Here is a 14,283-nt window from a genome sequence, read left to right on the forward strand (position 1 = left end):
CATGTGTGGCATCGTCGGTATCGTCGGTAAGTCGAACGTCAATCAGGCGCTGTATGACGCGCTAACCGTCCTTCAGCATCGCGGCCAGGACGCTGCCGGCATCGTGACCAGCCATGATGGCCGGCTGTTCCTGCGCAAGGACAACGGTCTGGTGCGCGATGTCTTCCAGCAGCGCCACATGCAGCGCCTGGTCGGGCACATGGGCATCGGTCACGTGCGCTACCCGACCGCGGGCAGCTCGACCTCGGCCGAGGCCCAGCCGTTCTACGTCAACTCGCCGTATGGCATCACCCTGGCGCACAACGGCAACCTGACCAACGTCGAGCAGCTGGCCAAGGAGATCTACGAATCGGACCTGCGTCACGTCAACACCAACTCCGACTCCGAAGTGCTGCTCAACGTGTTCGCCCATGAGCTGGCCGTGCGCGGCAAGCTGCAGCCGACCGAAGAAGACGTGTTCGCGGCCGTGTCCCACGTGCACAGCCGCTGCGTCGGTGGTTACGCGGTGGTGGCGATGATCACCGGCTACGGCATCGTCGGTTTCCGCGACCCCCATGCCATCCGCCCGATCGTCTTCGGCCAGCGCCACACCGACGAAGGCGTGGAGTACATGATCGCCTCGGAAAGCGTGGCGCTGGACGTGCTCGGGTTCACCCTGATCCGCGACCTGGCACCAGGCGAGGCGGTCTACATCACCGAGGACGGCCAGCTGCACACCCGGCAGTGTGCCACCGCACCGACGCTGACGCCGTGCATCTTCGAGCACGTCTACCTGGCGCGTCCGGACTCGATCATCGACGGCGTGTCGGTGTACAAGGCGCGCCTGCGCATGGGCGAGAAACTGGCCGACAAGATCCAGCGCGAGCGTCCCGACCACGGCATCGACGTGGTCATCCCGATCCCCGACACCAGCCGCACGGCGGCGCTCCAGTTGGCCAACCACCTGGGCGTCAAGTTCCGCGAAGGCTTCGTCAAGAACCGCTACATCGGCCGGACCTTCATCATGCCGGGCCAGGCCGCTCGCAAGAAGTCGGTGCGACAGAAGCTCAACGCCATCGAGCTGGAGTTCCGCGGCAAGAACGTGATGCTGGTGGACGATTCGATCGTGCGCGGCACCACCTGCAAGCAGATCATCCAGATGGCCCGCGAGGCCGGCGCCAAGAACGTCTACTTCTGTTCCGCCGCCCCTGCGGTGCGCTACCCCAACGTCTACGGCATCGACATGCCGAGCGCCCATGAACTGATCGCCCACAACCGTACCACCGAACAGGTGGCCGAGTTGATCGGCGCCGATTGGCTGGTCTACCAGGATCTGCCGGACCTGGTGGAGTCGGTCGGTGGCGGCAAGATCAAGATCGAGCAGTTCGATTGCGCGGTGTTCGACGGCCATTACGTGACCGGCGACGTCGACGAGGCCTACCTCGACCGCATCGAGCAGTCGCGCAACGACACCGCCAAGGTCAAGCACCAGGCGGTCAGCGCGATCATCGACCTGTACAACAACTGATTCTGGGAGCAGGGCATGTCGGATCAATGGGAGGCCGGGCGGCTGGACAGCGACCTGGAGGGTGTCGGTTTCGACACCCTGGCGGTACGCGCCGGTCAGCACCGCACGCCAGAAGGGGAGCACAGCGAGGCGGTGTTCTTCACCTCCAGCTACGTCTTCCGCACGGCGGCCGATGCCGCGGCACGGTTCGCCGGCGAAGTGCCGGGTAACGTCTACTCACGCTACACCAACCCGACGGTCAGGGCCTTCGAGGAGCGCCTGGCCGCCCTCGAAGGCGCCGAACAGGCCGTCGGCACGTCCACCGGCATGGCGGCGATCCTGGCCACGGTGATGGCGCTGTGCAGCGCGGGCGACCATGTGCTGGTCTCGCAAAGCGTGTTCGGCTCGACCATCAGCCTGTTCGAGAAGTACTTCAAGCGCTTCGGGGTCCAGGTGGACTACGTACCGCTGGCCGACCTGGACGGCTGGCAGCAGGCGCTCAAGCCCAACACGCGCCTGCTGTTCGTCGAGTCGCCTTCCAACCCGCTGGCCGAACTGGTCGACATCGCCGGACTGGCGGCCATCGCCCAGGCGCACGGCGCGCTGCTGGCGGTGGACAACTGCTTCAGCACGCCAGCCTTGCAGCAGCCACTCGCCCTGGGGGCGGACATCGTCATCCATTCGGCGACCAAGTTCATCGATGGCCAGGGCCGTTGCATGGGCGGGGCCGTCGCCGGGCGCGCCGAGCTGATGAAAGAGGTGGTCGGCTTCCTGCGCACCGCCGGGCCGACCTTGAGTCCATTCAACGCCTGGGTGTTCCTCAAGGGGTTGGAGACGCTCAAGCTGCGCATGCGTGCCCACTGCCAGAGCGCCCAGGCGCTGGCCGAATGGCTGATGCAACAGGACGGCATCGAGCGGGTGCATTACGCCGGCCTGCCGAGCCATCCCCAGCACGAGCTGGCCAAGCGTCAGATGAGCGGTTTCGGTGCGGTGGTGAGCTTCGAGGTCAAGGGTGGCAAAGAAGGTGCCTGGCGTTTCATCGATGCGACGCGGCTGGTGTCGATCACCACCAACCTGGGTGATAGCAAGACCACCATCGCGCACCCGGCGACCACCTCCCATGGGCGTCTTACGCCTCACGAGCGTGAGGCGGCGGGCATTCGCGACAGCCTGATTCGCGTAGCGGTCGGGCTCGAGGACGTGGCCGACCTGCAAGCCGACCTGGCGCGGGGGTTGGCCGCGCTGTGACCCATTGGAAAGGCGGCGAGACCAGCCACAATGGCCGCGTGGCCCTGGTCACCGGTGCCGCGCGTGGCATCGGTCTGGGCATCGCGGCCTGGTTGATTTGCGAAGGCTGGCAAGTGGTCCTGAGCGATGTGGACCGCAAGCGCGGTGCCAAGGTGGCCAAGGCATTGGGCGACAACGCCTGGTTCGTCTCCATGGACGTCGCCGATGAAAAGGACGTGGTGACCGGCGTGGCGCAGGTGCTGGGCCAGTTCGGTCGCCTGGACGCCCTGGTGTGCAATGCAGCCGTCGCCGATCCCCACAGCGGCACGCTCGAGAGCCTGAGCCTGTCGCAGTGGAACCGGGTGCTGGCGGTCAACCTGAGCGGCGCCATGCTGCTGGCCAAGCATTGTGCCCCCTATCTGCGTGCTCATGGGGGCGCCATCGTCAACCTGGCCTCGACCCGCGCTCACCAGTCGGAACCCGACACCGAAGCCTATGCGGCGAGCAAGGGTGGCCTGATGGCCCTGACCCATGCGTTGGCCATCAGCCTGGGGCCAGAGATTCGCGTCAACGCCGTCAGCCCCGGCTGGATCGATGCACGTGACCCGGGCCGGCGCCGGGCCGAGCCTCTGAGCAGCACCGATCATGGGCAGCACCCGGTCGGACGCGTGGGCACCGTCGAGGACGTGGCCGCCCTGGTCGCCTGGTTGCTGTCCGGCCAAGCGTCGTTCGTCACGGGGCAGGAGTACGTGATCGACGGCGGCATGACCCGCAAGATGATCTACGTCTGACGGTCATGGCAAGGCGGGACGGGTAGGGGAGCAGGCCTTGTGGGGGCTTGCCCGCGATAGCGGTGGTGAATCCGACACATGGCCGACAGGCAAGCGCTGGCCTGTCAGCCCTGAGGTGAGTGCGCAGGCCCCATCGCTGGCAAGCCAGCTCCCACAGGTACTCATTTCAAGCAGGCAGCAGCACGATGGCGACGCCACCTGTGTGGGCTTGCCTGCGATAGCGGTGGTGAATCCGACACATGGCCGACAGGCAAGCGCTGGCCTGTCAGCCCTGAGGTGAATGCGCAGGCCCCATCGCTGGCAAGCCAGCTCCCATGGGAGGGCTGCACGCGCCTGTGTCATGCCGGTGAATCCATGGGCGCAACGACGCTATCGCGGGGCTTTTTCCAAAGACGTTGAAAGGCCCGGTGGGTAAGGGGGCAGTGCCTCTCTGAGCAAACACCGCTTCTGCCGCCCCTCCACCCGCCTGTTACCCTGCTGCTCTTGCAATGGCTGTGAAGCGGGGGCTGCCCATACGCTCAGCTTGCAGCTTGCAGCTTGCAGCTTGCAGCTTGCAGCTTGCAGCTTGCAGCTTGCAGCTTGCAGCTTGCAGCCTCTTACCCACTCCCTTAAACGCCCCCAGCATCCCACCCCCAATTTCATCTTTTTTAAAAAAAATTCAACAGGGGTGTTGACTTAGCGTCGGTACCTGCGTAAATTTCGCGGCCTCAGCGAAGCAAACGCAACAAGCGGGTGATTAGCTCAGCCGGGAGAGCATCTGCCTTACAAGCAGAGGGTCGGCGGTTCGATCCCGTCATCACCCACCACTTCACTGAGACTGTTCCTGACCCAGCCGATTCGCAAGATGACGCTAATTGAGAGGAACCGGACGCAAGTCCACATGCGCAGCGGTAGTTCAGTCGGTTAGAATACCGGCCTGTCACGCCGGGGGTCGCGGGTTCGAGTCCCGTCCGCTGCGCCACTTTTTATCCAGATGGGTGCTTGCACCGGTCTGAGGTCAGAAGCCAGGTAGAAGGTTTGCCAAGCTTCCAGGCCAGATCCCAGTTTCAATCGGGCGCAAGCCTGAGCGATACGCAGCGGTAGTTCAGTCGGTTAGAATACCGGCCTGTCACGCCGGGGGTCGCGGGTTCGAGTCCCGTCCGCTGCGCCATATCCGCTTCGAGGTCACTGAACGCCTTGAAGCACAGAAAAAGCGACCTTCGGGTCGCTTTTTTTGTTTCTGCCGGTTGCCCGTGCCGCATCGGGCGAACGGCCTCGCGCTTGACGATGTTCATGGACCAATGGTTTCAGCAGGCGCGCGATGTCATGCACAATACGTGTCCGTCTTGTCCCGGAATCCGCAATGTCTGGAAAACCGCTCTTCAGTACGCTTGGATTGGCTTTGCTGCTGGCAGGCCTGGCAGGCTGTGCCTCGAAAAAAACCGCCATCTACGAACATGAGCACTTCGACGATTCAGGCACCTTTTCACGTGCTTTCTCGGTCAACGAAGCCAGCTCCTGCGAAGCGGCACGCCGGGCATTGTTGAGCCAGGGCTACATCATCACCAGCAGCAGCGCCAACCAGGTCGCGGGCAACAAGAGCTTCCAGCAGAACAGCGAGAACCACCTGCAGATCAGTTTCAACATTACCTGCGCGCCGGACAGTGCGGACACCGGCGGCTCCACCCTGTTCGCCAATGCCTTGCAGGATCGCTACAGCCTCAAGAAGTCCAATACCTCGGCCAGCCTCGGGGTAGGGGTGCTGGGTTCGGTATCGATGCCGATCGGCTCGAGCGATGACTCGATGGTCAAGGTCGCCAGCGAAACCGTGACGGCACCCCAGTTCTACGAGCGTTACTTCGCGCTGGTGGAAAGCTACCTGCCCAAGCCGCGCAAGGCTGCCCCCGAGGCGGCACCCGTCAGCCCACCTGCGGCCGCCTCGCTGGGTCTGCCAGGCACGGCCACGACGGCCCTGGCCCCCGAGCCGGCGCCGTCCACCCCGCCAGTCGCGCCCGTCGAGGCGCCTCAGCCCGACACTACGCCACCTGTCTCAGGGGTGACGCAGGCCACGCCTGTCGAGCCGCCTGCCACCGATTCGAGTGGCCAGAACGTCCAGGGCTCTCAGGGCGGTCAAGGGGCTCAGGACGCTTCTCCAGCCGTATCCGGCACGTCCGACGCTTCATCGGCACCCGTACCTGCCTCTGACGAACAGCAGGGCTCGCAGCCGATAGCGCCGCCTGCCGAGGCTGCGCCGCTTCAGATTCAGACCGAGACGCCGGAAACGCCGGCGACAGCGCCTGAGGTTTCGCCTTGAGTCGAGACGCGTGCGCCGTCCTTCCTGAAACGGGCTGATACAAGCGGGCCAGACACGCTGTGAACCCCTGCGCTGCGGATCGCTCATAACACTGTCATGGCGTTTTCATCATCGCGCTGTAGCGTGACGCCCTGACACCGCCTTATGAGCCGATCAGGAGCCAGACCCATGGATGATTATCAGGAAGAGCTGCTCGAGTCCCGCGCCGTCGAATTCGACACGGCCGAACCGGCTGAAGACGCCACCGAGCTCTAGTCGGTCCCGGCCCCGCGGCGCTGTTCGCGGCGATAGTCGCCTGGCGTCTTGCCCGCCCAGCGTTTGAACGCACGCTGGAACGCCTCGGCCGAGGCGAATCCCAGCAGGTAGGCGATCTCGCCAAAGCTCGAGGCGGTATCCCGAATGTAGGCCTCGGCCAGGTCGCGCCGTGTGTCGTTGAGCAGCGTACGGAATTGAGTGCCCTCGGCGGCCAGTCGACGGCGCACGGTCCAGGCAGGCAGCTGCAGGTGCCGGGCGATGGTCTTCAGGTCCGGCTCCCGTCCACCGCTGAGCAAGGGGCCGAGGCAGCGCGTCACGTGCTCCGACACACTGCGCAGACGTGTGCGCTGTTCGAGGTCCGCCTCGCACAGCTGCAGCAGATGCTGCCACGTGCCTGGGCAATGCCAGGGGTTGGGCAGGTCCAGCAGTGTGTGGCTCAGGTGCAACCGATTGGTGGGGGCGGCGAAGCGCACGTTCGAGGTGCACAGTGGTGCGTAGTGCGCGGCGTAGTCGGGTGCTTCGAAGGCGATCTCCAAGCGGTCGGCTTGCACGGGCACGTTCACCAGGCCGCCGAGCTGCGCCAGCCAGCCGCTCAGGACCGAATCGACCACGAACCGGTTGTAGTCGTTGTACGGGTCGATGGCGTAGAAGCACAGCCAGGCGCCCTGTGCATCGGCTTGGTAGGACGACTGCCCACGGTAGTTGACGGCGTACAACGGTTCGAAGCGCAACAGGGTGCGCGCGGCCTCGCCCAGGGTCGGTGCCTGGGCGGCGGCCATGCCAGCCAGGCCGGCCTGGGGCAGGCGACTCAGGCGGCCCATGTGCAGGCCCAGGGCGGGTTCGCCGCTCAACGAAAGCGCAGCATGTCCCAGGTGCATGTAGCGAGGGATCGACAGCCGTGCACCAGGCTGCGCCAGAAGCGCGTCGCCTAGGCCGTAGCGTTGCAGCAACCCTTTGCCGTCGTGCCCGCGCTGCGTGAGGGCCTCGGCCAGCGGCAGGGTGAAGGCCACCGACAGATCACCCAGGCGTACCCGCGGAGTCGGCATGGGCTACAGCCAGACGTTCAACAGGCGCGCACCTGCATGGGGCTGGCCACTGAAGGATTGACCGCCGACACCGGCGAAACCTTGCCCATCGCTGCCCATGTCCCAGAACTGACCACGCAGGAAGACCGTCATGCGCGTCGCCGGGTTGGACGGTGCGCCGACCAGCGTATGCCAGGCGGCCTGCTCGCTGACCTCGCCTGGTTTCAAGGGCAGGTGAACGCTCGACGGTTGATGGCGGTTGCCGCGCCATGGGGCCGTCCAACGGTCGCGCCCACCGAGAAAGGCGGGGTTGGCGACCAGGTCGACCGACTGCCTGGCCAACTGCTGCTGATTCTGTGGGTACCAGCTGTCGCTGCCGACCAGCACGCCCAGCGTGCCTGCCGGGGTGGCGAAGGTCTGCAGCGGTTGTGCCTGCTCGCCCTGAATGAAGCGTCGTACGTCGCTGTCGGGAAAGCGCTGGCGTTGCGGCTGCCCCAGCACCGCTCCCGTGGCATCGAACACCACGCTGCAATTGAACAGGGCGCCCGTGCCAGGGTACAGCGTTCCCTGTTCGGCGTAGGGCGCAGGCAGCACGATCGAGCCGGCCACCAAGGTCACGGCGAACTCCTTGGCCAGCCCGCCGAACAAGGCCTGGTAATCGGCTGCCATTTGCCCGGCCTTCATGCGCAGGTGCGCATCGCCACGACGGTCCTCGCCCTCGGCCATCAGGACGGCCAGGCCATAGCGCACAGGGTTGCTGATCTCCAGCCACTGCAAGGCCTCCCGGCGTTGCGTCACCTGGTACAGCGCGTTCTTTTCGCCGCGTGCCCACAGCCACGTGCCCACGTGTTCGGGCAACACCACCACGGTTCTGGGGGTCAGCAGGCCCAGCGCCCTGGCCTGGTCGAAGTAGGCGGCCAGCTTGCGGTGCAGGCGTTGCAGGTTCTGGTAGTCGACCGGATAGAGCAGCGGCTCGATGCCCAGCAGATTGCCGCGGTCGCTCGGGGTGCCGTGGTCGAGCGCCACGGTGATGCGCAGATCGGACAGGTAATGGCCTTCCGGGCGCTGCAGCGTCCAGAGGCCATAGCCGCTCAGGGCGAGGAGGAGTGCCAGTGCGCACGCACCGACCAGGAATTTACGCATGTGGACGTCACTGAAAAGAACGGCGCCGTGCCGCGTTCGTCGTCGGCCGATCGGGCGAGCGGCCAGCCTGGTGGCTCACCATACCATCGCACAGGGGGTCGGGTCTTGCCTGTGCGCCAAGAACGCCTCTGGGCGACGTGCAGGAGCGGTCTGGGGGCCAAAAGCAGAGCGCATGCCCCTTCACGGGACGTGAGGCGCGCGAGCGAGGCGCCAATACGTCAGTCGCGCGCTGGGGCGAGCGGGGTGACGAAACCGCCGGTCACGATATGCCGAGGATCGGTGACAGACAGCTGATCACCGATCAGCGTGTTGAAATCCTGCATGGACCAGGGCTTGGGCAGGAAGTCGACGTTCGGTGGCAAGGGGGAGGCCAGCTTGTTGTGGTAGCCGCTCATGACCACGATGTTCAGGCCAGGCGTCTGTTGCCGGGCCAGGCATGCGAGTTCGAGTCCATCGAGCGTGCCTGGGGTCCGGACGTCAGTGAGCAGCAGGGCCCAGGCTTGTCGGGTGAGCATGGCCGCGCCTTCGTCGGCGGTGGCGACGGCCGTCACCTCGGCGCCCAGGTCTTCCAGGGCCATGACGATGAGTTCTCGAAGACTGGGTTCGTCCTCTATCAGCAACACGGTCGGTAACGCTTTCATAGTGATGAGTGATTCCATGTTGCATCGGGCGCGAAGCGCTTCTCCCACGGATGACGGCATGCGGACTTCACGCTTGCTAGAACGGCGCTGCGCCGTCGAAGGCGTTCGCCGACGAGTCAGACACCTGCTGACGGCAGTAGATTCCCTTGTCCCGCGCCGTGAAGCCCACAAATTTTTTCGATGGGGTCGATAGCGACGCGCGTTGCAGGTCGGCTCAAGCGCTGTGTCCCCACCTTGCGCGCAGTGGCGACCCACGGTCGACGCGCGTCCAGGCGATGAAGTTGTATCGCCCCGCAGGCGAGCCGACGATCGGTCGTCAGCGGTCGGCGTGCTGCGTCAGGAAAGACCAGCGCAAGTCGCTCATGGTGTGGACCGGGACGGTCCTGGAACAGGCGATGCCCAGACCGACGCCGATAATCGCGTGGCGACCGGTGTACGGGTTCGACAGACCCGGCAAAGGCTGGCACGACACAACAAAAACAACCGCAAAGGGGCTCAGATGGCTACGCAACCGATCGACGAGGTCATGGGCCTTGGGGTGACCGACCCTTCCAACACCGCCGAGGCCCGCCAGGACCGTTCGCTCGAAGGCCGACTCGACGGCTGGGTGTTCGGCGTGACCAGCGTCATCGCTTTGGCCTTCATCCTGTGGGGCTTTCTCAACCAGGCCAACCTCGCCGCCAGCGCGTCCACGGCCCAGTCCTGGGTCATCGTGAACTTCGGCTGGTTCTTCGTGCTCACCTCGAGCTTGATCGTGGCCTTCGTGCTGTGGCTGGCGGCCAGTCGGTACGGGCGGATTCCGCTCGGTTGCGACGGCGAGGCACCAGAGTTTCGTACCCTTTCCTGGGTGGCCATGATGTTCAGCGCCGGCATGGGCATCGGCCTGATGTTCTTCGGGGTCGCCGAACCCCTCTCGCACTACGTCAATCCGCCGCCCGGCACCGTGGCGGGCCAGTCCAACGAAGCGTTGCAGGTGGCGATGGCTACCACGCTGTTCCACTGGACGCTGCACCCTTGGGCCATGTACGCCATCGTCGGGCTGGTGATCGCCTACGGCACCTTCCGTCGGGGCCGCTCGCAACTGATCTCCGCCGCCTTCCGGCCGTTGATCGGCCGGCACGCCAATGGCCCGGCCGGGCGCCTGATCGACATGATGGCAATCTTCGCCACGCTGTTCGGTTCGGCCGCGTCGCTCGGTCTGGGCGCCCTGCAGATCGCCGGTGGTCTCGAGTACAACGGCTGGATCGAACATCCCGGCAAGCTGCTGCACATCCTCATCATCACCATTCTCACCGTGGCCTTCGTGGCCTCGGCGGTTTCCGGCATCGGCAAAGGCATCCAGTGGCTGTCCAACACCAACATGGTGCTGGCCCTGGTGCTGGCACTGTTCGTGTTCATGGTCGGGCCGACCTTGCTGATGCTCAACCTGCTGCCGACCTCGATCGGCATCTACGTCAAGCTGCTGCCGGAAATGATGGCGCGCACCACCGCCAGCGGCGGCGTGCAGATGGGTGACTGGCTGGCCGGCTGGACCGTGTTCTATTGGGCCTGGTGGGTGTCCTGGACCCCCTTCGTCGGCATGTTCATCGCCCGCATCAGCCGGGGCCGCACCATCCGCCAGTTCGTCAGCGGCGTGCTGCTGGTGCCCAGCCTGGTCAGCCTGATCTGGTTCGCCATCTTCGGCGGCGCCAGCATCGACGCCCTGCGCGAAGGGGCCTTCCAGCTCACCAACGGTGCGGTCAATAGCAACCATGCGCTGTACGAGCTGCTGGCCACCTACCCCTGGGCCTCGGTCACTTCGGTGCTGGTGATGATCCTGGTGGGCATCTTCTTCGTCTCGGGGGCCGACGCCGCTTCGCTGGTCATGGGCACGCTGTCCGAGCACGGCACCACCGAGCCTTCGCGGCGCACGGTGATCTTCTGGGGCGGACTGACCGGCACAGTCGCGGCGATCATGCTGGCGATCGGCGATCCGTCCGACCCGGGGTCGGCGCTGACCGGGCTGCAGAACCTCACCATCGTGGTGGCGCTGCCGTTCGTCATCGTGATGGTCCTGCTCTGCCTGGCCCTGTACCGCGACCTGCGTAAGGACCCGATGATGCTGCGGCACCTGCGCGGCAGCGAGCTGATCGAGAAGGCGGTGCTGTATGGCGCGGTGAAGCACGGCGAGGAATTCCACATCGTGGTCAAGGAAACCAAGGTCGCGCCGGCACCGGCCCCGGTCGAGAAACCGGCGCCGCTGTCGGAGCATTGACCAGGACCACGCCTGGGCACGCTGTCCGATACGATCAGAAAGTTGTCACTTTCGGTCATTGAGGCGCGTGCCTGGGCTGGGTAATGTCGGCGCATGACGACAGGCCCGACCGACAAGGTGCCTGCGTCCCGTGTTCGCCGACTCTGGAGATGCCCGATGGCCGCTACCCCTTACCCCCACCTGTTGGCCCCGCTGGACCTGGGCTTCACCACCCTGCGCAACCGCACCCTGATGGGCTCGATGCACACGGGGCTCGAGGAACGCCCGGAGGGCTTCGCGCGCATGGCGGCGTACTTCGCCGAACGTGCCCGTGGCGGTGTGGGGCTCATGGTGACCGGGGGCATCGCGCCGAACGAGGAGGGCGCGGTGTACGCCGGGGCGGCCAAGCTCACCACCGAGCAGGAGGCCGAGCGCCACCGCGTGGTGACCGAGGCGGTGCACCAGGCCGGCGGCAAGATCTGCCTGCAGATCCTGCATGCCGGGCGCTACGCCTACAGCCCCAAGCAGGTCGCACCCAGCGCCATCCGGGCGCCGATCAACCCGTTCACGCCCCACGCGCTGGACGAGGCGGGCATCGAGAAGCAGATCGCCGATTTCGTCCGCTGCGCCGAGCTGGCCCAGTTCGCCGGCTACGATGGCGTCGAGATCATGGGTTCGGAAGGCTACTTCATCAATCAGTTCCTGGTCGCCCAGACCAACCAGCGCGACGACCGCTGGGGCGGCAGCTATGCCAACCGCATGCGCCTGGCGGTGGAGATCGTGCGCCGCGTGCGCGACGCTGTCGGTGAGCGTTTCATCCTGATCTTCCGCCTGTCGATGCTCGACCTGGTGCAACAGGGCAGCGACTGGGGCGAGGTGGTGACGCTGGCCAAGGCCATCGAGCAGGCCGGCGCCACCCTGATCAACACTGGTATCGGCTGGCACGAGGCGCGCATTCCGACCATCGCCACCAAGGTGCCGCGCGCAGCGTTCACCCAGGTCACCGCCAAGTTGCGCGGCGAGGTGGGGATCCCCCTGATCACCACCAACCGGATCAACACGCCGGAGGTGGCCGAGGCCGTGCTGGCGGCTGGCGATGCGGACATGGTCTCCATGGCGCGACCGTTCCTCGCCGACCCCGAGTTCGTCAACAAGGCCGCCGCCGGCCTGGGGTCACGCATCAACACCTGCATCGGCTGCAACCAGGCCTGCCTGGACCACACCTTCGCTGGCAAGTTGACCAGTTGCCTGGTCAACCCCCGTGCCTGCCACGAAACCGAACTCACCTACGCGCCGACTGAGCAACTGCGCCGCCTCGCCGTGGTGGGCGCCGGGCCGGCGGGCCTCGCCTGCGCGAGCGTGGCGGCCGAGCGCGGGCACCAGGTGACGCTGTTCGACGCGGCGTCCGAGATCGGCGGCCAGTTCAACGTGGCCAAGCGCGTGCCGGGCAAGGAGGAGTTCGCCGAAACCCTGCGTTACTTCGACCACCGCCTGCGCGACCTCGGTGTGCAGGTGCGACTGGGGCAGCGGGTCGACGCCGAGGCGCTGCTGGCCGAGGGGTACGACGAGGTGGTACTGGCTACCGGGATCACGCCACGGGTGCCGGCCATTGCAGGCATCGATCACCCCAAGGTTCTGAGCTACCTGGACGTGCTGCGCGAACGCTGTCCGGTCGGACCGCGTGTCGCGGTGATCGGGGCCGGTGGCATCGGGTTCGACACCAGCGAGTACCTGGTGCACGCCGGGCCTGCCACCAGCCTGGACCGCGAGGCGTTCTGGGCCGAGTGGGGCATCGACAGCCAACTCCAGGCGCGTGGCGGTGTGGCGGGTGTGACGCCGCGTCCGGCCCCGGCGGCGCGGGAGGTGTACCTGCTGCAGCGCAGCGCCTCCAAGGTCGGCGATGGCCTGGGCAAGACCACCGGCTGGATCCATCGGGCCGGGCTGAAGCAGCGTGGGGTCCGCATGCTCAATAGCGTGGAATACCTGAAGATCGACGATGCCGGGCTGCACGTGCGCATCGCGGGGGGCGAGCCACAGGTGCTGGAGGTGGACAACGTGGTGATCTGCGCCGGTCAGGAGCCGCTGCGTGACCTGTACGAGACGCTGATCGCCGCCGGGCAGTCGACCCACCTGGTCGGCGGTGCGGACGTGGCGGCCGAGCTCGATGCCAAGCGGGCCATCAACCAGGCCTCGAGGTTGGCCGCGACCTTGTGACCCACGGCCGCCGGTGAGGGCTCGAAGCGGACGACGGTCGCTTGCTACACTCGCGCGCCCTTCATCTGCGCGATGCCCATGACCTGCGACCGCTTCGACGTGCCCCATGCGCCGCTCGACCCCTTGGACCTGCCCTGGCTGGCCACTGCCGGGGTACAAGCCGCCGTCCTGCGCCTGGACCGGGTCGATCCGTTGATCACCGGCAACAAGGGCTTCAAGTTGCGCGATCACCTGATCCAGGCCTGGCGCGCCGATGCGCCCGGCCTGGTGAGCCTGGGCGGCGCCCACTCCAATCACCTGCACGCCCTGGCGGCGGCCGGCAAGCGCTTCGGTTTCGCCACCGCCGGCCTGCTGCGCGGCCAGTACCAGGACACTCCGACGGTGCGCGACCTCCAGGCCTTCGGCATGCACCTGCACTGGCTGGGGCACGGCGGCTACCGGGCTCGGCACGAGGCCGATTTCTGGCAGCCGTGGCAGGCACGCTATCCCGGCTGGCACTGCATTCCCGAGGGTGGCGGTGGCCGATTGGGCATGGGCGGCTGTGCGGTGTTGCTGGAGCAGGTCCGCGCGCAACTGCCACGACTGGGCTGGGACGATCATGATGCCTGGTGGCTGGCGGTCGGCACCGGCACCACGCTCGCGGGCCTGGTACAGGCCGAGCAGGGGCGTCACCCGGTGCATGGCGCCCTGGCCGTGCCGGCCCGCTATGGGGTAGCGCGGGACGTGCAGGCGCTGGTGGGCGAGGGCGGCTACCGCCTGCACGAGGCCTGCGGGGCCGGGTTCGGTCAGGTCGACACGGCCCTACGGCAGTTCATGGACGACTGCGAGCGCGCCAGCGGCGTGCCGTTGGAAGGGGTGTACACCGGCAAGGCCTTGCTGGCGCTGCAACGTGAAGTCCAGGCCGGTGGCGTCTCCCCGGGTACGCGCGTGGTGTTCGTGCACACCGGGGGGTTGCAGGGGCGGCGGGGGTACGAG

Annotated in this window: 10 protein-coding genes and 3 tRNA genes; 10 read left to right on the forward strand and 3 right to left on the reverse strand. The window is 66.4% G+C overall.

The annotated features are described in order from the left end of the window. Position 1: 1 nt before the first annotated feature. From purF to G7007_RS18605, 7 genes are all read left to right on the forward strand, one after another. The gene (gene purF / locus G7007_RS18575; protein ID WP_060394470.1) at positions 2-1,507 is read left to right on the forward strand and encodes an amidophosphoribosyltransferase; all 1,506 of its coding nucleotides are present in this window, start codon (positions 2-4) and stop codon (positions 1,505-1,507) included. Between the two features lie 15 nt (positions 1,508-1,522). After that, the gene (locus G7007_RS18580) at positions 1,523-2,734 is read left to right on the forward strand and encodes an O-succinylhomoserine sulfhydrylase (protein WP_181104118.1); all 1,212 of its coding nucleotides are present in this window, start codon (positions 1,523-1,525) and stop codon (positions 2,732-2,734) included. After that, positions 2,731-3,504 (forward strand): SDR family oxidoreductase, encoded by a 774-nt coding sequence (locus G7007_RS18585; RefSeq protein ID WP_181104120.1) that lies wholly within the window; start codon positions 2,731-2,733, stop codon positions 3,502-3,504. Before G7007_RS18580 ends, G7007_RS18585 begins: the two co-directional genes overlap by 4 nt. A gap of 730 nt (positions 3,505-4,234) precedes the next feature. Continuing rightward, positions 4,235-4,310, forward strand: a tRNA-Val gene (locus G7007_RS18590). A 78-nt stretch (positions 4,311-4,388) separates the two neighbouring features. Beyond that, positions 4,389-4,465 (forward strand) — tRNA-Asp (locus tag G7007_RS18595). A 112-nt stretch (positions 4,466-4,577) separates the two neighbouring features. After that, positions 4,578-4,654 (forward strand) — tRNA-Asp (locus G7007_RS18600). 192 nt (positions 4,655-4,846) lie between these two features. Then, positions 4,847-5,797 (forward strand): DUF2242 domain-containing protein, encoded by a 951-nt coding sequence (locus G7007_RS18605; protein ID WP_181104122.1) that lies wholly within the window; start codon positions 4,847-4,849, stop codon positions 5,795-5,797. 251 nt (positions 5,798-6,048) lie between these two features. Here the strand turns inward: G7007_RS18605 and G7007_RS18610 are convergent, their stop codons facing one another. The 3 genes from G7007_RS18610 to G7007_RS18620 all read right to left on the reverse strand — a co-directional run bounded on the left by G7007_RS18610 (position 6,049) and on the right by G7007_RS18620 (position 8,861). Beyond that, complete coding sequence (locus G7007_RS18610) at positions 6,049-7,098, reverse strand: AraC family transcriptional regulator (protein WP_181104124.1); 1,050 nt, start codon at positions 7,096-7,098, stop codon at positions 6,049-6,051. Between the two features lie 3 nt (positions 7,099-7,101). Continuing rightward, a complete protein-coding gene (locus G7007_RS18615; protein WP_181104126.1) occupies positions 7,102-8,220 on the reverse strand; it encodes a nitrilase-related carbon-nitrogen hydrolase in 1,119 nt (372 codons plus the stop codon). 218 nt (positions 8,221-8,438) lie between these two features. Next, positions 8,439-8,861, reverse strand: coding sequence for a response regulator (locus G7007_RS18620; RefSeq protein WP_258198617.1), 423 nt, complete (start codon positions 8,859-8,861; stop codon positions 8,439-8,441). Positions 8,862-9,360: 499 nt separating this feature from the next. On the opposite strand from G7007_RS18620, the gene G7007_RS18625 reads away from it, so the two are divergent. The 3 genes from G7007_RS18625 to G7007_RS18635 all read left to right on the forward strand — a co-directional run. Next, positions 9,361-11,115: a BCCT family transporter gene (locus G7007_RS18625; RefSeq protein WP_181104130.1), complete on the forward strand. Its 1,755-nt coding sequence runs from the start codon at positions 9,361-9,363 to the stop codon at positions 11,113-11,115. Positions 11,116-11,271: 156 nt separating this feature from the next. Then, a complete protein-coding gene (locus tag G7007_RS18630) occupies positions 11,272-13,308 on the forward strand; it encodes an NADPH-dependent 2,4-dienoyl-CoA reductase (protein ID WP_181104132.1) in 2,037 nt (678 codons plus the stop codon). Positions 13,309-13,386: 78 nt separating this feature from the next. Beyond that, the coding region (locus G7007_RS18635; protein WP_375139506.1) for a 1-aminocyclopropane-1-carboxylate deaminase/D-cysteine desulfhydrase at positions 13,387-14,283 on the forward strand (897 nt) is incomplete at its 3' end.

Source organism: Pseudomonas entomophila (assembly GCF_013523125.1).
GTDB lineage: Bacteria > Pseudomonadota > Gammaproteobacteria > Pseudomonadales > Pseudomonadaceae > Aquipseudomonas > Aquipseudomonas entomophila_B.

Bases quoted from the DNA above. Each gene is read 5' to 3' on its own strand.
- purF (WP_060394470.1), top strand. From the start codon at position 2: ATGTGTGGCATCGTCGGTATCGTCGGTAAGTCGAACGTCAATCAGGCG.
- G7007_RS18580 (WP_181104118.1), top strand. From the start codon at position 1,523: ATGTCGGATCAATGGGAGGCCGGGCGGCTGGACAGCGACCTGGAGGGT.
- G7007_RS18605 (WP_181104122.1), top strand. From the start codon at position 4,847: ATGTCTGGAAAACCGCTCTTCAGTACGCTTGGATTGGCTTTGCTGCTG.
- G7007_RS18610 (WP_181104124.1), bottom strand. From the start codon at position 7,098: ATGCCGACTCCGCGGGTACGCCTGGGTGATCTGTCGGTGGCCTTCACC.
- G7007_RS18615 (WP_181104126.1), bottom strand. From the start codon at position 8,220: ATGCGTAAATTCCTGGTCGGTGCGTGCGCACTGGCACTCCTCCTCGCC.
- G7007_RS18620 (WP_258198617.1), bottom strand. From the start codon at position 8,861: ATGAAAGCGTTACCGACCGTGTTGCTGATAGAGGACGAACCCAGTCTT.
- G7007_RS18625 (WP_181104130.1), top strand. From the start codon at position 9,361: ATGGCTACGCAACCGATCGACGAGGTCATGGGCCTTGGGGTGACCGAC.
- G7007_RS18630 (WP_181104132.1), top strand. From the start codon at position 11,272: ATGGCCGCTACCCCTTACCCCCACCTGTTGGCCCCGCTGGACCTGGGC.